This is a genomic window from Chitinophaga costaii (assembly GCF_900094705.1).
Classification (GTDB): Bacteria; Bacteroidota; Bacteroidia; order Chitinophagales; family Chitinophagaceae; genus Chitinophaga; species Chitinophaga costaii.
In genome coordinates, this window is the sequence record NZ_FMAR01000012.1 from 118360 (window position 1) to 140286 (window position 21927).

Below are 21927 nucleotides of genomic sequence, written 5' to 3' on the forward strand. Positions count from 1 at the left end.
GTTGTTTTTTGCGGAGATTTTCCGATACTAGCCGCCGAATTGCTAACTTTACCAGCTCAAATTACAGTAATGTCCGATACTCCGATTCAACAGATTGAAGATGTGGTGATTAAGTTCGCCGGGGATAGTGGCGACGGGATGCAACTTACCGGTACCCAGTTTTCCAATAATACGGCCTTAATTGGCAACGACCTTAGTACCTTCCCGGACTTCCCGGCAGAAATACGGGCTCCGATAGGCACCCTGCCCGGGGTAAGTGGATTTCAACTACACTTTTCCTCCAACCGCATTTTTACGCCGGGCGATGCCTGCGATGTGCTGGTGGCCATGAATGCTGCCGCGCTCAAAGCCAATTTGAAGGGTTTGAAAAAAGGCGGGATCATCATCGCTAATACGGATGGTTTTGATTCCAAAAACCTTCGCCTGGCCAATTACCCGGAAGGAATTAACCCGCTGGAAGATGGTTCATTAGCTCCTTACCAGTTGCACACCATGGATATCACCAAGATGACCCGCGAAGCGCTGAAAGATAGCCCCCTGGGAATGAAGGAGAAAGATCGCGCCAAGAACATGTTTGTACTGGGTTTCCTGTACTGGCTGTACGACCGCGATATGGCCAATACAGAGGCCTTCCTCACCGATAAATTTGGGAAGAAACCCGATATTCTTGACAGTAACGTGAAGGTGCTGAAAGCAGGTTATAATTACGGAGATACCGTGGAGGCTTTTTCTACTCGTTTTCACGTAGAAAAGGCACGCATGGAACCGGGTACCTACCGCAGTATTACCGGAAATACCGCCCTGGCTTATGGTCTCATTGCCGCTAGCCAGCAATCCGGTCTGCCCTTGTTTCTGGGTACCTACCCCATTACGCCGGCATCGGACATCCTGCACGACCTGAGCCGGTATAAAAATTTTGGCATTAAAACCTTCCAGGCAGAAGACGAGATTGCGGGCATTTCCTCCGCTATTGGCGCTTCTTATGGCGGTCATATGGGTATTACCACTACTTCCGGCCCGGGTATGGCGTTGAAAGGCGAGGCTATGGGCCTGGCCGTAATGTTGGAAATTCCTTTACTCATTATAGACGTGCAGCGCGGCGGTCCTTCCACGGGGCTGCCCACCAAAACCGAACAATCCGATCTGTTGCAGGCCTACTATGGTCGCAATGGGGAATGCCCCATGCCGGTGATTTCCGCCAGTACGCCTTCCGACTGTTTTGAGGCGGTGTTTGAAGCCTACCGTATTGCGGTGCAGCATATGACACCGGTGATTTTCCTCAGCGACGGCTACATTGCCAATGGTGCAGAGCCTTGGCGCTTTCCGAAAGCCGCCAGCCTGCCGAAAATCCAGGTGAAGTTCAAAACCCAGTTGGAAGAAGGAGAAGAGCATTTCTATCCATACCAGCGCGATGAAAAGCTGGTTCGCCCTTGGGCGGTACCGGGTACCCCTGGCCTGGAACACCGTATAGGTGGTCTGGAAAAGCAAAACATTACCGGCAACGTAAGCTACGACCCGGAAAATCACCAGGTAATGGTGAAGATTCGCCAGGAGAAGGTAGACCGTATTGCCGATTTCATACCACACCAGAAAATTGAACTGGGTCCGGAAAAGGGTAAAGTGCTGGTACTGGGCTGGGGTTCTACCTATGGCTCCATAAAAAGTGCCGTGCTGGAACTGCTGGAAGAAGGGTATTCTGTGGCCCACGCTCATCTGCGCCACCTGCGTCCTTTCCCGAAAAACCTCGCGGAGATCTTGCACAGTTATGATAAGGTGCTGATCCCGGAAATCAATAATGGCCAGCTTATCAAAATCATCCGTGATCAATTTTTGATAGACGCTATTGGTTATAACAAGATCATGGGCGTACCCATCACTAAGAGCGAGCTCGTGATACGCATTAAAGAATTATTGGCTGACAAGTAAGAAAAGGTTACTTTTTGCCGTTAGTACACTAGCGCAATGCGCTGTACTAGCGGCTTTTGTGCTTTTATCTCCTCACACGGAATAGCCACCATGCTGCGGGTATTTTTTTGTATATTTAGAAAAATAGGACCAGAACGTAGCGTTACTATGAAATACCTGTTGATATTAATTTGTGCCTTCTTCATTGTAAAGCACGCCGATGCCCAAACACAGCAATACCAAATTGTTTTTGCCAATCATGCGGTGGGCTTTGTCAATGCCAAGCAAGTGCAGCAAGGCAGCAACCGTAAGATCGTTATCAAAAGTGAGTTCCGTATTCTTGGCAGTATCACTACCAATCTAGAAGTACAGTTTACCGACAATATACTGGATCATGCCCGCAATGTGCGCAACAAATCCGGCACGGACGAAATTACCCTTACCCAGCACACTGGCAATTCGTACAACATCAGTCATGATAATGAGAAATCTGTGTTGCCGGAAGCTGCTGTGCTGCATTGCGTAAGTGAATTATATTTTACGGAGCCTGCGCACATTACTTCCATTTTTTCGGAAGCACAAGGACAGATATTGGCATTGAAAGCCCTGGGCGAAAGCCGTTATGAGCTTACCCTTCCCGATGGCAAGCGCAATGTGTACCGCTATGAAAAGGGTAAACTGGTGGAAGTAGAGATCAATCACACTTTTGGCAAAGCCTACATTCGTTTAGTTTCTTAAAACATAAGATTACATAAAAAAATAGCACCCGGCCTGAAGAAGGCCGGATGCTATTTTTCGTTTATGCCTAACCGTTAGTTAATCGTCTTTTCGATGATCTGGCCCGTTTGTTTATCTTTTAGAATGAGTTTCCGGGCGCCAAAGTGCGTAATTTCTTCTTTGATCAAGTAATATTGGGCGTCGTAGTCAGTGAGTGCTTTGCCACTTGTAACGCCGGTCTGGCCGCGCCAGATGTCCAGTTGCACCGGCTCCCATTGCTTGGTGGCGGCAGATTTGTAGGCTGCGTCCAGAATGGCGTTTACCACATAACCATCGTAAAATGATTCGCGGGGCGGCTGTTGGCTTTCAATAGAGTGGAACATATCGGTGAACATATGATTATAGCCAAGATCGTTGATCTCATCGCCTACGGGAAACAGCCAGCCACTGTTGCTCTCCGCTTTTTCGGCCACATAATCGGCACCCTTGCCGGTGGTAAACATTTCGAAGCCTGTGCGCAAAAAATTATTGATCCAGATGGTGCCTTCCGTACCCATTACTTCATCGCGCAGGTCCATACCACCACGGAAGGTCCAGCTCACTTCAAACTGGCCGATGGCGCCATTCTCATACTTTACCAGGGCAATGGCGTGGTCTTCGGCGTCAATAGGTTTCACCTGGGTATCGGCCCAACACATCACCTCCACTGGGCGAATGTCTTTACCGATGAAACTGCGGGCTATTTCCACGCAATGGCAGCCCAGGTCCAGCATGCAGCCGCCGCCTGCCTGCTCCTTATCCCAAAACCATTCGCTGTGCGGGCCAGGGTGTGTTTCGCGCGACTTGGCCCAGAGAATACGTCCCAGTGCCCCGTTTTGTACACTAAGTAAGGCTTTGTTGAACTTGGGGGTGTACACCAGGTCTTCCAGGTATCCATGAAAAATACCAGCTTGTTCCACCGCTTCCAGCATTCGTTTGGCTTCAGTGGCATTGCGGCCCAAGGGTTTGGTGCAGATTACCGCTTTCTTTGCTGCGCAGCAGGCTAGCACGGCGGCTTCGTGCAGGTTGTTGGGCAGGGAAATGCACACCACCTCTACTTCGGGGTGTTGAATAGCCGCCAGCATATCCGTGGTGAAGTGGGGAACGGCATAATCTTCTGCAAACTTGCGCGCACTTTCTTCACGGCGGGAATAAATACTGGTGATCTGGTCTTTACTTCTTTGACCTAATAGCGCATCCGCATAAAAACGTCCGATGAAACCCGAGCCTAGCATGGCAATTTTCATGATCAATAAGTTTTAATAACAACGTAGTGCGTTTATAAAAAACAAGGTGGGCATTAATAGCAATGATCGATTGTTTGACAGGAACAAACAACAAATAATTACGATTAATGCCCGCTATTTATGGGGAGCACATTAAAAATTAATCGTGCTATGCACCAATCGAATCCACAGCTTCGTCATCTTCCTGCTGAATGAAGTTCCGGTCTTTGAATAATAATACGAAAAGCACCAGTACTACTAAGGCAATGCCTGCCGGAATAAGCCATACGGATGTCCAGTTATGGCTAGTTTCACCGGTTTTGTAACTGTTTACAATAGGACCGGAAATATAAGAGCCAATGAGCATGCCCACGCCGTAAGTGGCCAGTGTAATCATGCCCTGGGCAGCGCTTTTAAACTGAGGCCCGGCCAGGTTGTCTGTATAGATCTGTCCTGTTACGAAGAAGAAATCATAACATACCCCATGCAACACTATGCCCCCGATGAGCATCCAGTAGCCTGCATCCACGTTTCCATAGGCGAAGAATACATAGCGCAGCACCCAGGCTAGCATGGCTACGGCCAGCATTTTTTTCACGCCCAGCCTTACAAACAGCAAGGGCATAATCACCATAAAGATAAGTTCAGAACCTTGTCCCAGGGCCATTTTACCGGCGGCGGCCTTCATGCCGATCTCGTTCAGGAAAGGGTTGGTGAAGTTGTAGTAAAATGATAAGGGCACACAGATAGCAATAGAAGCGAGGAAGAAAATAAGGTAAGACTTATTCTTCAGCAAACGCAAGGCATCCAGGCCAATGATTTCGCCGAAGGTTATTTTCTGGTTTTTGCGGGTAGGAGGTGTATGAGGGAGGGTAAAGCTAAGGAGGCCCAGCAGCACCGAAGCAATAGCGGCCATTTTAAAAGTAAGGTCCAATTTTCCGTTCTGTTCCCAGGCCAGGTATCCAATGGTAAGTCCTGCCACGATCCAGCCTAGGGTACCCAGGGTACGGATGGGGGGGAATTCTTTGCTGGGATTTTTCATCTGCCGGAAAGACACCGTGTTTACCAGTGCCAATGTGGGCATGTACAGGATCATGTAAAGAATGATGAGCGGGTAAAACGCGGTAAAGTCTGTGAGCGTGGAGCCATACCATAGCAGGGCTGCGCCCAGCAGGTGGAGGATGCCCAGGATAATTTGAGCGGCTATATACCGGTCAGCAATGAGGCCTATGATAAAGGGGGCGATGATAGCGCCAAATGATTGGGAGAGGAATGCCTGCCCTACATGTCCATCATTGGTATGCTGCAAATTGTGTAAAACAAAGGTTCCCAGTGTAACGAACCAGGCACCCCAGATAAAAAATTCCAGAAACATCATCAGCATCAACTGAAGTCGGGTAGCAGCTTTCATAACGTGCAAGTATGGCTTTTAAAACAGGTAAATAAAACGTTGGTTAAGATAATAAAAATGTAGAAAGCACCCATCATTTTTTAGTTGACTGGTGGGGCAAGGCCCTGAGGGATGTCTTTGCTACTTCTTTTTTTACGACGGTGTTGTAATACTTGCAGGCGGGCGTTAAGCCGCATTCACCACATTTAGGACTGCGTGCCACGCAGATATAGCGGCCATGCAGGATAATCCAGTGATGGGCAATATGTACCTTTTCTTCCGGGATATATTTAAGTAGTTGCAGTTCCGTTTGCAGGGGTGTTTTGGCATGGGTGGTAAGGCCAATGCGGGCCGATACCCGGAACACATGGGTATCTACGGCCATATTAGGTTGCTTGTCTACCACGGAGGTGATCACATTGGCCGTTTTGCGGCCCACGCCTGGCAAGGTCATAAGTTCCGCCACGGTGTGTGGTATTTCTCCATGAAAGTCTTGCACCACTTTTTCGGCCATGCCAATCAGGTGTTTAGTCTTATTGTTCGGGTAACTGATGCTGCGGATCAGCGGAAACAGGTCGTCGAAGCTAGCTTTGCTCAGTTTTTCTACGGTAGGGTAGCGGCGGAAAATGGCCGGGGTGGTCATATTCACGCGCTTATCCGTACACTGGGCAGATAAGATGACGGCCACGAGCAGCTCGTAGGGATTGTCGTACAATAATTCGGTTTCTGCTTCGGGAACATGTTGTTCAAACCAACTGATCACGAAGTCGAAGCGCTCTTTTTTCGTCATTACTGCGCCACTTTCTCTTTGCCGCCATAGGCAAAAATGGCTTTCAGCGCAGCAGCCCTGGGAGCGGTGCGCAGCGTGTCCAGCGCGGCGTATGTTTCAGATAAATGCGCTTGTTCTGTAGCGGGTAGAATGAGTTCGGCAGAGACGAGGGTGGTGTGTTTTTGTTGGCTACCAGTTACAGCTGAGGAATTGTTAACAGAAAGAGGTGTAGAATTATCCATGCATTATAGTTTATAGGTGATCTTGGATATACGCTCTTATAACGGTCAATGTAAGAAGTGTATTGTTATACCTTTTCAAAAATTATGCACAGGATGTGCCCATTTTGAAAGGCCGGACATCCCTTACTGCTTTTCGTTCACGATAAAAAGGTCTTCGTTGTCCTTTTTAAAGTGGTATTTCTCCCGGGCAAACTTCTCCAGGGCGGCTGGGCTGCCTAACAATTCCTGGCCATCTTTCTTAGTTTGCTCAATTTCTTTGATATAAAATGTCTTTTGCGATTCGCGTTTGCTTAATTCCTGGCTTAAGTGGAAACTGTTCAGCAGGTTTTGCTCGTCGAAGAAGGCTACCCACAGCACAAACGCCACAGTGGTAAGCAGGTATTTATTACGCAGGTAGGGCGGTAGTTTAAACTTGGGTGATGGCGTGGCGGTGGCTTGTTCTTCCATAAAAAACAGCTTTAAAAAACGCCGGGCACTAACTCGGAAGTCAGTACCCGGCGGTATGTTTACCTGCTGCTTAACCAGCAGAAATGGTCATTGACTTACTTGCCAAATTTAATAGTATTTCCCGGATAATAGGCCACTTCGCCCAATTCTTCTTCGATGCGTATCAGTTGGTTGTACTTGGCGATACGGTCGGTACGGGAAGCAGAGCCGGTCTTTATCTGTCCGCAGTTCAGGGCCACTGCCAGGTCGGAGATGGTGGTATCTTCTGTTTCGCCGCTACGGTGGCTCATTACGGAGGTATAGCCGGCTTTATGGGCCATGTTTACCGCGTTGATGGTTTCCGTTACGGTACCAATCTGGTTCACTTTCACCAGGATAGAATTGGCAATACCCTTATCAATCCCTTCTTTGAGGCGGGTTACATTGGTTACGAACAGATCGTCGCCTACCAATTGTACTTTATGGCCGATGGTCTCGGTCAGTTTTTTCCAGCCTGCCCAGTCGTCTTCTGCCATACCATCTTCAATGGAGATAATAGGATATTTGTTTACCCATTCTGTCCAGTAGGCTACCATTTCATCGCTGGTCAGCACTTTGCCGGAAGATTTGTAGAATTTGTATGTTTTGTCGGCGTCGTTATACATCTCGCTGCTGGCGGCGTCCAGGGCAATACCGATCTGGGAGCCTGCTTTGTAACCGGCTGCTTCGATAGCGGCCAGTACAGTTTCGATGGCTTCTTCGTTACTTTGAATTTCGGGGGCGAAACCGCCTTCGTCACCTACGTTGGTGCTATAGCCTTTCTTTTTCAGCACAGTTTTCAGGTGGTGGAAAATTTCCACGCCCCAGCGCAGGCCTTCTGAGAAAGAGGAGGCACCGATGGGTACGATCATAAATTCCTGGTAATCGATTTTGTTATCGGCGTGTACGCCACCGTTAATGATGTTCATCATGGGTACCGGCAGGGTAGAGGCGTTTACACCACCCAGGTAGCGGTACAGGGGCAGGCCTACTTCATCGGCAGCAGCTTTTGCCACGGCCATGGAAACGGCCAGCATGGCGTTAGCGCCCAACTTGGCTTTATTAGGGGTGCCGTCCAGTTCAATCAGCGCTTTATCAATACCCGACTGGTCGCTCACGTCCCATCCGATCAGTTCTTCCGCGATGATATCATTTACATTAGCTACCGCCTGCAATACGCCTTTGCCCATGTATACACTCTTGTCGTTGTCTCTCAGTTCTACTGCTTCGTGCTTACCGGTAGAAGCGCCAGATGGCACAGCGGCGCGGCCAAAATGACCGTCTTCTGTGGTTACATCTACTTCTACGGTGGGATTGCCACGGCTGTCGAGGATTTGTCTGGCGTGAATTGCTGAAATGATGCTCATTTTTTAAGAATTGAAATGTTTTAATATGGTTAAAGAAAAATCAGTGATTAAATAGTTGTTGGAACAACGGCTTTGCATGTTCCTTATGTTCCGCTATCCTACACTGGATCTTACTTTGTTAGTTCCCGGAAAATATTTTCCAGGCTTTGCGAATTGCTTTGCAAAGAAAGGATGTTCCGGTTATTTATCAAAGCAAATTGTAGCAGGTTTTTCCGTACGCTTTCCACGTCGTCACTGAATAAGATCCAGGTATTACCTTCCGCCCGTTGTACGTGGGAAACGCCTTGTAGGTTTTCCAGTTCTTCTTGCGCGGTGTCTTCCGCGAAGGTAACTTGTATAGAACCGCTGCTATTGCGGGTTTGGTGGAGCATGGCGATGGGATTGTCCATGACCAGTTTGCCCTTATTAATAATCAGCACACGGCTGCACATGGCTTCCACCTCCTGCATGATGTGGGTAGAAAGAATAACGGTCTTGTCTGCTCCAAGCGATTTAATTAATTGGCGGATTTCTACCAATTGGTTGGGATCCAGCCCGGAGGTGGGTTCGTCCAGGATGAGTACTTCCGGATTGTGCAGCAGTGCCTGGGCCAAGCCTACGCGCTGTTTATACCCTTTGGACAAGGCACCAATCTTTTTACTGCTTTCGGGCGCCAGGCCCGTTACTTGTATCATTTCCTCCACGCGGGCCTCGCTGGCTGCGCCCAGTTGGTGTACACCGGCAATGAAACGCAGGAATTCACGTACGTACATGTCGAAGTATAGCGGGTTGGATTCCGGTAAATACCCCACGCGCCGCCGCACTTCCATGGGTTCTTTCACCGCATCGAAGCCACACACCGCCGCATGCCCGCTACTGGGTGGCAGGTAGCCAGTGATCATTTTCATCGTGGTGGATTTTCCCGCGCCATTAGGTCCCAGGAATCCCACGATCTCTCCTTTCTTCAGGGAGAAAGAAATGTTGTCCACTGCTTTTTGTTCACCATATATCTTGCTGAGCTGCGCTACTTCAATGGACATGTGGTCTCACATTTTAAGGCTACCAAAGTAGAAAAAAAAATGCATATATGTGAAAGGACGTGCATTTAAAAAATGTTTGGTATCATTGTTATGATTCAGTAACCAACTGCATTTCATCGGAAAACATTTATGAAAAAAGTCATCGGATTTTGCTTATTACTCGCTCCCATGCTGGCGGCTGCTCAAGATATGCCTGTAAAAAATTATCCTAAAGGTTACTTCCGCGACCCGCTGGATATCCCTATTTCCCTGGCGGGCAACTTTGGTGAACTGCGTCCCAACCATTTCCATTCCGGGATGGACATCAAAACCAATCAGCAGGAAAACATAGCCGTACATGCCGCTGCCGACGGATATGTGAGCCGGGTGGGGGTGTCGCACACCGGTTTTGGCAATGTTATTTATATCACCCATCCTAATGGGTTTACCACGGTACATGGTCACCTGAACCGCTTCTTTCCGGCGCTGGAACAATATGTAAAACAGCAGGAATATAAAAACCAAAGCTGGGCCTGCGACCTTACCCTGCCGCCTGCTATGTTTCCGGTGAAGAAGGGCCAGTTTATTGCCTGGAGCGGCAACACTGGCGGCAGCGCTGGTCCCCACCTGCACTTCGAGATCCGCGAAACCGAAAGTGGCAAGCCCGTAAATCCGCTGCTCTTTGGTTTTGACGTACCTGATACGCGCGCGCCCGAGGTGCAACGCATTGCTATTTATAACCGTTATACCAGCATTTACCAGCAGTCGCCCCAGCTCATTACGGTGAAAAAAATAAATGGTGAATACGTTCCTGCACAACCCGTTATCACTACCTCACACAGCCTGATCAGCCTGGGCGTACAGGCCATAGACCGGCAGAATAATTCTGAAAATGCCAACGGTATTTACGAAGCCATCCTGCTGCAAGACCATACGCCCGACATTGGTTTTCAACTAGACCATATCGGGTATGAAGAAACCCGTTACATCAATGCACACGTGGATTATAAAACGAAAAAAAGTGGCGGGCCTTTTGTACAGTTACTGTATGCATTGCCCGGCAATAAGCTCGATATCTATCATCCGTTGAAAGGCAGCGGTATCGTAAGTTTGAGCGATGGTAGGGTGCATCCTTTGGAAATAGCTGTGAAAGATGCTTATGGTAATACCAGTGTGGTAAAATTTGCCGTTCAGTTCAAGGGTGGTGAGGAAATCCTCAGCGACAGTTGTGCAGACATGATACGCCCTAACCTGCGCCATGTTTTTGAAAAGGATAATGTAGCATTTACCCTGGGAGAGGATGAAGTGTACGATTCTTTTTGTTTCGATTACAAGGAAAAACCCGGCGCCGGCGCCAACTATTATTCCAGTGTTTTCTATCTGCAATCTGCACTGGTGCCGGTACACGATACATTTACCGTGCGTATAAAACCTTCTAAAGCAATACCGCCTGCACTGACTAATAAAATAATCATGGTGCGGGAAGGTATGGGAGACAATGCAGCCCCGGTAAAACTGGAGAACGGATGGTACCGGGCCGTTTTTAAAGAACTGGGCGCTTTTCACCTGGAAACAGATGTAACCAATCCTACTATTAAACCACTGGGCAGATTAACCCAGGGAATGAATATGGCAAAGGCTACGAAGATCTCCTTTGCAATGCACGACAATAAGGGTATAAAATCCTATTGCGGTACCCTGGATGGACAATGGCTGCTTTGTTCACGTAAGAACGATGTACTTACTTACACCTTCGATGAGCATTGCCCTCCGGGTGAGCATACCCTGGTCTTGCAGGTAACTGATCTTACGGATAACGTAGCCACTTACACCCTGAAATTTAAACGCTGACAACGAAATTTTTGCAAACGGAAATAGATAGACATGAAACATTTAAAACCAGGGGACGCTGCCCCGGACTTCACGGCGACCGACCAGGATGGCAACAAAATATCGCTGGGAGATTACCGTGGTAAAAAAGTGATCCTTTATTTTTACCCTAAGGATAATACACCCGGCTGCACTGCCCAGGCCTGCAATCTGCGTGACAATCATGCTGCGCTGCTGCGCAAGGGTTATGTAGTGCTGGGCGTAAGCACCGACGATCAGAAGAGCCACAAAAAATTTTCCGAAAAGTTTAATCTTAATTTTCCGCTGCTGGTGGATGAAGGCCAGGCTATCGTGAAGGCCTACGGGGTATGGGGTTCCAAAACCTTTATGGGACGCACGTACGATGGTACCCACCGCACCACTTTCCTCATCAATGAAAAAGGCATTATCGATGAGATCATCGATAAGCCGGATACCAAGATGCACACCGAAGAAGTGTTGCAAGTGTGGGAGAACAGGGTGTAAACATGGTGCATGCACCTAAGCGCATAAAAAAAGCCGGTCATTGACCGGCTTTTTTTATGCGCTATAAAGATTGTTATCTTTTTTGTCTTTGTTTCTTGAAGATCTGACCTGTTTTAAATTTGTTTCCTTCGGGGCTGCCTACACGGTCCATGGCGCAGCGGAAGCCGATGGTGTTTGTGGCAAAATCTTCCTGCAGGTAACGGCGGTTGCCGGGAGATAGCCAGTAGGCGCGGTCGTTCCAACTGCCACCTTTTACTACGCGGGATTTATCATTGATCAGGGAAGTAATGCCATAACCATAATCCACTTGGGAGAGAGAGTCACCATCCAGGTAGTTAATTACATCACCTTTCTGGTAGTTCAGGCGTCCGGCGCTTTCTTCGTCGGTAACGTCCCGCATTTTTAGCATACCCAGGCTGTCTTTTTCAGGTTCTTTATCACCATTCAGGTATAGCGTCTGGAACTTATTACCACGGAAGTAGTTGAAGTCGTCCCCATCTACCGGGCTTAATGGACGGAATACGTCTAGTACCCATTCGCTCACGTTACCAGACATATTATAAATGCCAAAAGTATTCGGGAAAAAAGAGGTAACCGGGCCGGGAATGGATGCGCGGTCATTCAGACCACCGGCCATACCCATGTTATCACCGGAGCCACGTTTAAAGTTGGCCAGGAACTGCCCTTGCCAGGTACCCCGGCGAATGTCGCGTAGGCCGCTGTTGTTAGTACCCCAGCTATATACCTGGCGGTTCATGATCAACTCTTCGCCCCGTTTGCCTTCTTTCTTGGAAGGGCCAGGGTTCTGACCAATATAACCGAGGGCGGCATATTCCCATTCTGCTTCTGTGGGGAGGCGGTAGTTGGGTAACATTACGCCGTCTTCAAACTGGGCTGTGCGGGGGGAGCCATCTGAGTTCTTAAATTCAGACTTGGTAGCTTTAGACATTTTACCTGGGGTGCCTTCGTACTGGCCGGCCAGGTAAGATTTGGTATCAAATGTATTATCATCTGCCTGGCTGTTTACATCTGCTTTGGAAAGCAGGCCTTTATCCATCAGCATTTTTTCGTTCACCCGGTTAGAGCGCCATTTTGCATAATCAGACGCCTGTTTCCAGTTTACGCCTACCACCGGATAGTTGTTATAAGCCGGATGGCGGAAATAATATTCTACGAGTGGTTCGTTGTAAGCCAGTTCACTACGCCAAACCAGGGTATCTGGCAGCGCTTTTCTCACTACATCGGGGAAAGATTCGCCGTATACGCGCTGTAACCAGAACAGGTACTCGCGGTAATGCACGTTTGCTACTTCCGTTTCGTCAATATAAAAAGACGAAACCGTAATGCGGCGGGGAATATTATTCCAGTCGCCCATTACGTCTTGTTCCGAAGCGCCCATCACGAAAGTACCACCCTGCACAAATACAAGACCGGGACCTGTTTGCTGATCTTTATTTTTAGCAACGCTGAAACCACCCATCTTTGGGTCGTTATAACTCCAGCCGGTGGCGGAGGAACTTTCCTTTTTCTTCCCGAACAATCCCCCGTTCTTACACGCGGTGAACGAGAACATCACGCTGGTGCCTAGAAGCAATGATAGGGAGGTTAATCTACGCATGCGATACGGCTTTATGAATTTTATTAAATATACTGATGGTAAACGCAAATTTAACATTTTTTATTTTATATCAAAAATAAATAATCTGTAATGATTTGCCTTTGAGTACCCGGATCTGGCTTTCTAATCAAGGATTTATGTAAATGGTCCAGGGTGCAGGGAAGGTAATATAACGTATGAAAGGTATTCATTATTTTAGGCGACTGTTAATTAATCTTGGAATGTCTGATTACTTTTTCCATATCCGCCGCCTGGCGCTGTTGCCCGGCGTATTGGCTGCAATGTGGGCATCTGCTTCCATGGCGGGTCCGGGCGTATTCTGCCGGGACTCCCTACCGGTTGCGGGCGAGTCCGGGCAGGTATTTCCTGTCCAGGTTTCCCTACCGAAGCAAGCGTCTGCCATGGGGAGTACTGTGCAGCCAGCCCATTCCGTGCTGGCAGATGGGAGCTGGTATAAACTGGCGGTGCCGGCCATGGGCGTGTATAAAATAGACCTTACCCTGCTCAGTAGCCTGGGCATTTCCACTACAGGATTATCTACTGCCAGTATACAATTATTCGGTAGCGGCGGTCGCATGCTGCCGGAAGCCACCGCCACACCACGTTATGCCGACCTGCCCGAAGTGGCCCTGCAGGCTGCCGATGGTGGAGATGGTGTCCTGAACGGCAGCGATTACCTTGCCTTTTATGCCCCTGGGCCCCATGCCTGGCTGTACGATGCAGGTAGTAAAACTTTTTCCCACCAGTATAACCTTTACAGCGATACCGCTTATTATTTTTTGCATCTGGGGACAGCCGGCAGCCGGATGACTACCGACAATACACCGGTGGCAGCCGTAGCGCCGCTCACCACTTATAATTACCTGGATTTCTTTGAAAAGGATAGCCTCAATTTTTTGCATAGCGGAAAGCAATGGTTTGGTGCCGCATTTGGTAGCGCTGCCGGTCAGCAAATGGCTGGCGTGGTGCGTTTTGAGCTTCCAGGTGCGCCGGTGAACGGGCAGGTGCTGCTAAATGTGCGGTTGGCTGCCCGCTGTTTTGACTACAGTAGTTTTGGCATTACGCTCAATGGCAGCCAGGTGGGCGTGGTGAATATGAACCCGGTGAGCGGTAATATTTTCGAGGCTTATGCCACTGCTACCGCTACGGGATTTACCGCCTCCCTACAGCAGGGGGATGCCAGCGTTGGGCTTCAATTTGGCGGGGGAAATAATGCACTGGGGTGGCTGGATTACCTGGAAATACAAGCGATGTGTCCACTAACCCTGCCCACCAAAGGAGCGTTGGTTTTCCGGAACAATGCAGCTATTGGCCAGCAGCGTACCTTAAACCTGGCCCAGTCCGATGCCAGTACCCAGGTCTGGAATGTTACGGATATCCTTCATCCCGTGCAAATGAACACCCGGCTGCAAGCGGGTACCCTGGCCTTTTCTGACAACGCGACTACCTTGCAGGAATACATGGCTTTTCGCCCAGCAGACCTGCAAACCCCCATAGCCATGGGCATTGTTCCCAATCAAGACCTGCATGGTATAGGTGCTGCCAACCTGATGATTATTACAGTACCCGCGCTGGCGGAGGCTGCTCATCAACTGGCGGCCTACCACAGCGCCCACGATGGGCTGACTACGCAAGTCGTTCACGTGGGCGACCTGTACACGGAATTTGCCAGTGGTAATCCTGACCCTACTGCCATCCGCGATTTCCTGAAAATGCTGTATGACCGGGGGGCTGCGCCACAGTACTTGTTACTGTTAGGCGCAGCCAGTTATGATTATAAACGCCGCAACCCAGGCAACGATAACCTGGTGCCCAGCTATGAAAGCGACGCCTCGCTGGACCCGGTAAATTCTTACGTGAGCGATGATTATTATGGGCTGCTAGACGATAACGCAGATATTTCCCAAACCAATACCGGTACGCCCATGCGACTGGCCATTGGCAGGCTGCCTGCCCGCAGCCCCGACGATGCTACTGCGGTGGTGCAAAAGATCACCGGGTATCTTTCGCCGGATAATTTTGGCCCCTGGAGAAATGGCATCACCTTTACCGCCGATGATGGAGATGACAACCTGCACCTGCAAAATGCAGACGCGCTGGCAGACACGGTCGGCGCGAAAGATGCCCAGTTAAATATCGATAAGATTTACCTGGATGCCTATGCCAAACAGAGTGGTGCCGGCGGCAGCCGTTATCCCGATGTAAACGACGCCATTGCAGCGGGCATTTATAAGGGCACTCTTATCTGGAACTATACCGGCCATGGCAACTACAGCCGCCTGGCCGAAGAAGATGTGTTGGACCAGGCCAGTGTAGACGCCTGGGACAATGCCCATCGGCTGCCTCTCCTGATTACTGCCACTTGCGACTTTGCTCCTTTCGACAATCCTGACTATCTCTCCCTGGGGGAGTACCTGGTACTGAAACCAAAAGGTGGCGCTATTGCACTGATGACCACCACCCGCGCCGTGTATGCTTATGCCAACCAGACCATCAACCTGAGCTATCTTGAGGCAGCCCTAACCCCAGGTCCAACAGGTAATTTGCCTAGCCTGGGCAATGCCCTTATGTATGCGAAGAATAGCGTATATAATAATTTTGGAGATATTATCAATAGCCGTAAATTTCAGTTATTAGGTGATCCGGCGTTGACGCTGGCATACCCGGCGCTGCGGGTAGTAACAGATTCCATTCGCCAGCAGGGTGCGGGTGGTGTGGCAGATACTTTGATGGCATTAGGGCAATATCAGGTGGCTGGCCATATTGCCGATGCTGCCGGGGTGTTACAGTCCAGCTATATGGGGGAGCTGGTTATCACCGTATACGACAAGCCTGCCCGGATGGTAACACGGGGTAATGATGCGGGTAGTACGCCTGCTACGTATAATTTACAGCATAATATTTTATACAAAGGCAAACAAACTGTTTCAAATGGAAGGTTTACCTTTACATTTGCAGTGCCGCAGGATATAGACTACCAGGCAGGTTCGGGGAAGATTAGCTATTATATTAGCAATGCCACGTTAGACGGAGGTGGGTTTTACCATCAATTCCAGGTAGGTGGTACCGCTCCGTTGGCGGATACTGATCATACCGGGCCGGTTATCCGGCTGTTTATGAACACAACGGCTTTCCGGGATGGTGACCTCACCGGACAAAATCCTGTACTGCTAGCTGATCTTCAGGATTTGCATGGCATTAATTTAACAGGCACGGGCGTAGGGCATGATATTGTAGCAGTGCTTGACGACTCCACCACGTTCTTTGTACTGAACGATTTTTACGAAGCCGCGCTAGATAGTGCGGGGGCAGGTTCCATAAGGTTTCCGCTATCGGGCCTCAGTACAGGCCCGCATACCCTAACTGTAAAAGCTTGGGATACTTACAACAACTCCAGCACCGCTGTGGTGCATTTTGTGGTAATGACCAATACCACACTAGCGGCAGAGAAAGTGTACAACTACCCCAATCCTTTTCACGATCAGACAAGGTTTGTATTTGAGCACAATCAGGAGGGCGGCAACCTGGGGATTTCCGTAATAGTCTATGCAATTGATGGCAGACGTGTTAAAAAAATAATATATACAATAAATGCTGCAGGGAGCCGTTTTGATGGGGTGCAATGGGATGGGCGTGGAGAAAATGGCGCTAAACTGCCACCAGGATTGTACTTTTACAATGTAATCGTTGACAATGGCCGGCAACAACGTGCCTTAGGAGGAAAACTGATCTTGCTATAACCTATGATGTCGTATGCAATTCGCTGTACCGGGCGCTTGCCAGACTCCAAATCCTCCTTGATCCTGACAGCATTATAACGAATATTTATAACGCATAATTTATTACTCCGGTAACAAATATAATTTTTACATGATCCGTAAGGTAACATTGAGCCTTGTGTTCACATCTTTTTCTATACTTGGCTTTTATGCCGTATCGCTGGCGCAGGTATCTACCGGTGAAACGGATGGGCGCACAGGAGAATCGATCATCAATACAGCCGTTCCTTTCTTACGCATTTCCCCGGATGCCCGCAGTGGTGCCATGGGCGATGCAGGACTTGCTATATCACCGGATGTAAATTCCATTTATTGGAACCTTTCCAAACTTCCTTTTGCAGAAGAAAAATCCGGTGTGGGCCTTACGTATACACCCTGGCTCAAAGAACTGGTAAACGACGTATTCCTGGCCACCCTCAATGGTTACACCAAACTGGACGACAACCAGGCCATTGGGGCTTCCCTCCGGTATTTTTCTTTGGGTAATATAGAGTTCACTGACTTAAATGGTACCCCCAACGGAGAATATCATCCCCGTGAATATGCCTTCGATATTGGCTATGCCAGAAAGCTTACCGAAACCTGGTCTATCGGGCTGGCTGGCCGTTACATCTATTCCAACCTGGCCAATGGCCAAACCCTGGGCGGCACTTCCATCCGGGCTGGCCGGGCCGTGGCAGCAGATGTTTCCGTATTCCACACCAAAACATTTGATAATAATAACGGTAGCCAAAATACCTGGTCCTTCGGGGCTGCCATTACCAATATCGGCACAAAAATTTCCTACACGTCTTCAGCACAATACAAAGACTTTCTTCCTACCAACCTGGGTGTGGGTACGGCTTATACTTTTGGCCTGGATGAGTTTAATAAGATTACCCTTACGCTGGACATTAATAAGCTGATGGTACCCACCCCGGATAGTTCCGGCGATTACCGCAACAAAGGTGTGGTAGCGGGTATGTTCTCTTCTTTTGGCGACGCTCCGGGTGGTTTTAAAGAAGAACTACATGAACTGATGTATAGTGGTGGGGCAGAATACTGGTACAATAATATGTTTGCTGTACGTGCCGGGTACTACAGTGAATACAAAACCAAGGGCGACCGTAAATATTTTACTGCGGGGGTAGGTATTAAATATGATATTGTAGGCGCTAACTTCTCCTACCTTGTTCCTTCCGGTAATGGTACGCAGCGTAATCCGCTTTCCAACACACTTCGCCTTACCCTTACCGTAAACCTATCCGGCAAGGGACAATAAACTCGGCGGATATCAACTTTACCAAAATTTTATGGACATCCCCCGGCTGCGCAGCACCGGGGGATTTATATTTGTAAAAAGTACCTAATAAATTTTTAGATGAGTAATTTCAGAATTGGACAAGGCGTAGACTTTCACCAGCTTGTGGAAGGGCGGGATTTCTGGCTGGGCGGTGTTCGGGTAGACCATCATAAAGGCGCGTTGGGCCATAGCGATGCAGACGTATTACTGCACGCCATCTGCGATGCCCTGCTAGGTGCCGCAGCCCTGGGCGATATCGGCCATCATTTCCCAGACACAGATGCGCAATATAAAAATATAGACAGCAAACTATTGCTGGCCCGCACCAGGGAACTGATCACGGAGAAGGGCTATGCAGTGGTGAATATAGACGCTACTTTGTGCCTAGAGGCACCCAAGATAAAACCCTACGTACCGCAGATGCAGGCCATTATCGCCCAGCTAACAGGAGTTACCATCGGGGAAGTCTCCATCAAAGCCACCACCACGGAAAAACTTGGCTTCGTAGGCCGGGAAGAGGGCGTGGTAGCCTATGCTTCTGTGTTGCTGGAAAAAGCGGCACGATAAATTATATGCGGTATCAGCAACATGCCTGGTTGGGTGCTTGCTGAAATTGGTTCGCAGTACATTACACATTGTACCGAGTACCTGATACAATTTAATATCTTTGTCAAATGTCCATTACTGTAAAAATCATTAATCAATCCAACAATCCATTGCCGGAATATGCTACGGCCAGTAGTGCGGGGTTGGACTTGCGGGCTTTTCTGGAAGCGCCGGTTACCTTACAATCGCTGGAGCGTACGCTGATTCCCACGGGCTTGTTCATGGAACTGCCGGAAGGCTATGAAGCCCAGGTGCGCCCCCGTAGCGGGCTGGCTATTAAACAGGGCCTTACCTTGCTCAATACTCCCGGTACTATAGATGCAGACTATCGCGGCGAGATCAAGATCATCGTCATTAATCTCTCCAACGAGCCACAGACCATTCATTCTGGCGACCGCATTGCGCAGATGATCATTGCACCTTATTTGCAAGTACACATGCTGGAAGTAACTTTATTGACTGATACCACCCGTGGCAGTGGCGGTTTTGGGCATACCGGAAAATCCTGATTAAACGATGCGAATTGGAATAGCCCTTATCAGCCTTGCACTTTTGGCAAGCGCCTGTAATAACACGAAACATACCACTGGTACCGTTCTGCATGTCCGCGATACGGCGGCTTTGCATCGCTGGTCCGATAGTTTGTTCTTCGCGGCTCAGCGCTCCAAAATGGCTGGCGATTACAAACGGGCTGTCTCTCAATTTTCCGACGTACTGCGTGTGCAGCCGCAAAATGCTACCGTTTATTATGAGTTATCGCGCCTGTTTTCGCAGTTGCATAATGAGAGCTATTCCCTGGGATTTGCCAAACGCGCCGCTGCGATGGACACCACAAATCGCTGGTTCCAGCTAAATCTGGCAGACGCACTGACCAATGATAGCCGTTTCGATAGTGCTGCCCTGATTTACGACCGCCTGAGCCGCCTATACCCTGATAACGACGATTACCTGTATAATAAAGGGCTGTTGCTATCCCGTGCTGGCGATACGGAAGGGGCCCTGGATGCTTTTGATAGTCTTGAAAAAAGGAGTGGAGTAGTTGAAGAAGTAGTGTACCAGAAACAACGCATGCTGCTGAAGTTGAGCCGCATTGATGAAGCGGCTGCGGAAATTCAGCAACTTATAAACCAGAATCCTACAGAGCTACGCTACTACCAGCTTCTGGCAGCGCTTTACGATGCCAACGATCGCACGGAAGAGGCACGCAAAAATTACGAATACATTCTTTCCCGCGACCCAAACGATACCCATGCACTCATGGCCCTGTCTAGCTACGCGAAAAAAAATAACGATACCACCACCTACTGGAAATACCTGACACGGGCCTTTGCCAGCCCCGATTTCAGTATTGATGAAAAGGTGGCCTATATTTACCCCTTTCTGCAAATGGCTACCATAGACAGCAGTAAACTACGGGAGGCACTTACGCTCAGCAGTCTTATTGTGCAGGCTCATCCCACAGCGGCGAAGGGATATGCTTTGCGGGGAGATATTTATTCGCAGACAGAGCAGCTGGATAGCGCCCTGGCAGATTATAACCAGGCCATTACCCTGGATTCTTCCCGATTTACGGTGTGGTACCAGGAAATGCTGATCTATTCCCGGATGAACAACAGCCAGGCCTTGCTGGATGCCAGCAATCTTGTAAATCGCCGGTTTCCCCATGAATTTATGGGCTTTTATTTTAATGGCATGGCCAATTATCTGCTGAAACACTATCCGGAAACGATTGCCGCTTTGAAAAAAGCAATCGAAGTAGGTGCAGATAAAAAAATGCTGGCCAATATCTACTCCCTGCTGGGCGATACCTATCATGCGATGGATAATGACCTGCAGTCGGATAGTAGTTACGAACTGGCCCTGGCCTTGCAACCGGAAGATCCGCTGGTATTGAACAACTATAGTTATTACCTGAGTGTACGCGGCGTACAATTAGAAAAAGCGGAACAGATGTCGCGCGCAAGTCTGGAACTGGAGCCGGAAAGCCCTAATTATATGGATACCTACGCATGGATACTTTTTCGCTTGGGCCGTTATACAGACGCCAAAACGTGGATGGAGAAGGCATTGCAGTATCCCGCCTCCCAGGATAGCCCGGGTATGTTGGAGCACTATGGCGATATTTTATTTAATTTAAAAGACGCAGATAAGGCAGTTGAATATTGGCAGAAAGCCCGGGACAAGGGGGGCGACTCCTCCCTACTGGCACGTAAAATTGCGGAGAAACGTTATATCCCCGATGTTACGCCGGCACACCCGTAAACTGGCATTCTTTTTAGACAACACGAGGTAGAAACAAGTACAAATGAACAGGACGTTTACCAATATTGCCATTACATTTTTAATTACGCTCACCGGCCTGCTGGGAAGCGCCTGCCGCCATTCCCGTCACATTGCCCGGCCCGTATTTGTATCAGATACAACGGCCCATACCACAGCTACCGATACGGCCACTGCCGCTAATAGTGAAGCAGATTTATATCGCCAGCGCATGCTGGCACGTGTTAAGCGTCACTATATCAGTTTCAGCACATTCTCGGCCAAACTAAAACTGGATTATGATAACGACCAAGGCAAGTCTTTAAGCCTTACCGCCAACATTCGCATCCGCAAAGACAGCGCCGTGTGGATCTCCATCTCCGCCCCAATCGTGGGCGAAGTGGCCCGTGCGCTGATAACGCCGGATAGCCTTAAGGTGATCAATAAGTTTGAAAAAAAGCTGATCTTGCGCAAGCTGTCCGATGCGCATGATATCCTGAATATTCCTATGGACTTTAATACTTTGCAAGACCTCATTGTTGGCAATCCTGTATTTTTTACTGATTCTGTGTACAATGTTGTGCGTACCCCTTCCGTTATCTCCTTTGACTGCAATGGTGGCACGTTCATGAGCGTATTCAATGTATTTGCCGATGACTTTAACCTGCAGCAAAGCAAAGTGACAGACAAAGACAGTACCCTGGCCACTAAACGGTCGTGCGAGCTGACTTATGGAGATTACCACGATCTGCAGGGACATAAATTTGCCAATAGCCGCCGCATATTCGTTTCAGAAAAACATGTCACGAAGATAGGGCTGGACTTTAACCGGGCAGACTTTGATCAGGCCGTAAGCCTGCCTTTTAGCATACCGGCCAGCGGATACACTGTACAATAACTTACCCATAAA

Annotated in this window: 18 protein-coding genes; 10 read left to right on the forward strand and 8 right to left on the reverse strand. The window is 48.9% G+C overall.

What is annotated here, in order from left to right; genetic code table 11:
- Nucleotides 1-69 precede the first annotated feature (69 nt).
- The gene (locus GA0116948_RS15835) at nucleotides 70-1926 is read left to right on the forward strand and encodes a 2-oxoacid:acceptor oxidoreductase subunit alpha (protein WP_089713978.1); all 1857 of its coding nucleotides are present in this window, start codon (nucleotides 70-72) and stop codon (nucleotides 1924-1926) included.
- Between the two features lie 147 nt (nucleotides 1927-2073).
- Complete coding sequence (locus GA0116948_RS15840) at nucleotides 2074-2643, forward strand: DUF6134 family protein (RefSeq protein WP_123891833.1); 570 nt, start codon at nucleotides 2074-2076, stop codon at nucleotides 2641-2643.
- 74 nt (nucleotides 2644-2717) lie between these two features.
- On the opposite strand, the gene GA0116948_RS15845 is transcribed toward GA0116948_RS15840, so the two are convergent.
- From GA0116948_RS15845 to gldA, 7 genes are all read right to left on the reverse strand, one after another.
- Nucleotides 2718-3908 carry a Gfo/Idh/MocA family protein gene (locus GA0116948_RS15845; protein ID WP_240619224.1) on the reverse strand — a complete coding sequence of 397 codons (1191 nt, stop codon included), beginning with the start codon at nucleotides 3906-3908 and terminating at the stop codon, nucleotides 2718-2720.
- 148 nt (nucleotides 3909-4056) lie between these two features.
- Nucleotides 4057-5298 (reverse strand): nucleoside permease, encoded by a 1242-nt coding sequence (locus GA0116948_RS15850; protein WP_089713982.1) that lies wholly within the window; start codon nucleotides 5296-5298, stop codon nucleotides 4057-4059.
- Nucleotides 5299-5371: 73 nt separating this feature from the next.
- Nucleotides 5372-6067: an endonuclease III gene (gene nth, locus GA0116948_RS15855; RefSeq protein ID WP_089713983.1), complete on the reverse strand. Its 696-nt coding sequence runs from the start codon at nucleotides 6065-6067 to the stop codon at nucleotides 5372-5374.
- Nucleotides 6067-6288, reverse strand: coding sequence for a hypothetical protein (locus GA0116948_RS15860; protein ID WP_089713985.1), 222 nt, complete (start codon nucleotides 6286-6288; stop codon nucleotides 6067-6069). Before GA0116948_RS15860 ends, nth begins: the two co-directional genes overlap by 1 nt.
- Before the next feature lie 123 nt (nucleotides 6289-6411).
- Complete coding sequence (locus GA0116948_RS15865) at nucleotides 6412-6735, reverse strand: FtsB family cell division protein (protein WP_089713987.1); 324 nt, start codon at nucleotides 6733-6735, stop codon at nucleotides 6412-6414.
- A 95-nt stretch (nucleotides 6736-6830) separates the two neighbouring features.
- Nucleotides 6831-8120, reverse strand: a complete 1290-nt coding sequence (eno, locus tag GA0116948_RS15870) for a phosphopyruvate hydratase (protein WP_089713989.1) — start codon at nucleotides 8118-8120, stop codon at nucleotides 6831-6833.
- Nucleotides 8121-8230: 110 nt separating this feature from the next.
- A complete protein-coding gene (gldA, locus tag GA0116948_RS15875) occupies nucleotides 8231-9139 on the reverse strand; it encodes a gliding motility-associated ABC transporter ATP-binding subunit GldA (protein ID WP_089713990.1) in 909 nt (302 codons plus the stop codon).
- 129 nt (nucleotides 9140-9268) lie between these two features.
- On the opposite strand from gldA, the gene GA0116948_RS15880 reads away from it, so the two are divergent.
- Nucleotides 9269-10969, forward strand: coding sequence for a M23 family metallopeptidase (locus tag GA0116948_RS15880; RefSeq protein ID WP_089713992.1), 1701 nt, complete (start codon nucleotides 9269-9271; stop codon nucleotides 10967-10969).
- Nucleotides 10970-11002: 33 nt separating this feature from the next.
- Entirely contained in the window at nucleotides 11003-11473 is a 471-nt protein-coding gene (gene bcp, locus GA0116948_RS15885; protein WP_089713994.1) for a thioredoxin-dependent thiol peroxidase, read from the forward strand.
- A 73-nt stretch (nucleotides 11474-11546) separates the two neighbouring features.
- On the opposite strand, the gene GA0116948_RS15890 is transcribed toward bcp, so the two are convergent.
- Nucleotides 11547-13091: an SUMF1/EgtB/PvdO family nonheme iron enzyme gene (locus GA0116948_RS15890; RefSeq protein ID WP_089713996.1), complete on the reverse strand. Its 1545-nt coding sequence runs from the start codon at nucleotides 13089-13091 to the stop codon at nucleotides 11547-11549.
- Between the two features lie 221 nt (nucleotides 13092-13312).
- On the opposite strand from GA0116948_RS15890, the gene porU reads away from it, so the two are divergent.
- From porU to GA0116948_RS15920, 6 genes are all read left to right on the forward strand, one after another.
- Nucleotides 13313-16831, forward strand: a complete 3519-nt coding sequence (gene porU, locus GA0116948_RS15895; RefSeq protein ID WP_165798501.1) for a type IX secretion system sortase PorU — start codon at nucleotides 13313-13315, stop codon at nucleotides 16829-16831.
- 130 nt (nucleotides 16832-16961) lie between these two features.
- On the forward strand, nucleotides 16962-18131 hold the full coding sequence (porV, locus tag GA0116948_RS15900) for a type IX secretion system outer membrane channel protein PorV (RefSeq protein WP_089714001.1): 1170 nt from the start codon (nucleotides 16962-16964) through the stop codon (nucleotides 18129-18131).
- Nucleotides 18132-18230: 99 nt separating this feature from the next.
- Nucleotides 18231-18719 (forward strand): 2-C-methyl-D-erythritol 2,4-cyclodiphosphate synthase, encoded by a 489-nt coding sequence (gene ispF, locus GA0116948_RS15905; protein WP_089714004.1) that lies wholly within the window; start codon nucleotides 18231-18233, stop codon nucleotides 18717-18719.
- Between the two features lie 107 nt (nucleotides 18720-18826).
- On the forward strand, nucleotides 18827-19267 hold the full coding sequence (dut, locus tag GA0116948_RS15910; RefSeq protein ID WP_170876087.1) for a dUTP diphosphatase: 441 nt from the start codon (nucleotides 18827-18829) through the stop codon (nucleotides 19265-19267).
- 7 nt (nucleotides 19268-19274) lie between these two features.
- Nucleotides 19275-21020: a tetratricopeptide repeat protein gene (locus GA0116948_RS15915; RefSeq protein WP_089714006.1), complete on the forward strand. Its 1746-nt coding sequence runs from the start codon at nucleotides 19275-19277 to the stop codon at nucleotides 21018-21020.
- Nucleotides 21021-21063: 43 nt separating this feature from the next.
- On the forward strand, nucleotides 21064-21915 hold the full coding sequence (locus tag GA0116948_RS15920) for a DUF4292 domain-containing protein (protein WP_089714008.1): 852 nt from the start codon (nucleotides 21064-21066) through the stop codon (nucleotides 21913-21915).
- Nucleotides 21916-21927 lie beyond the last annotated feature (12 nt).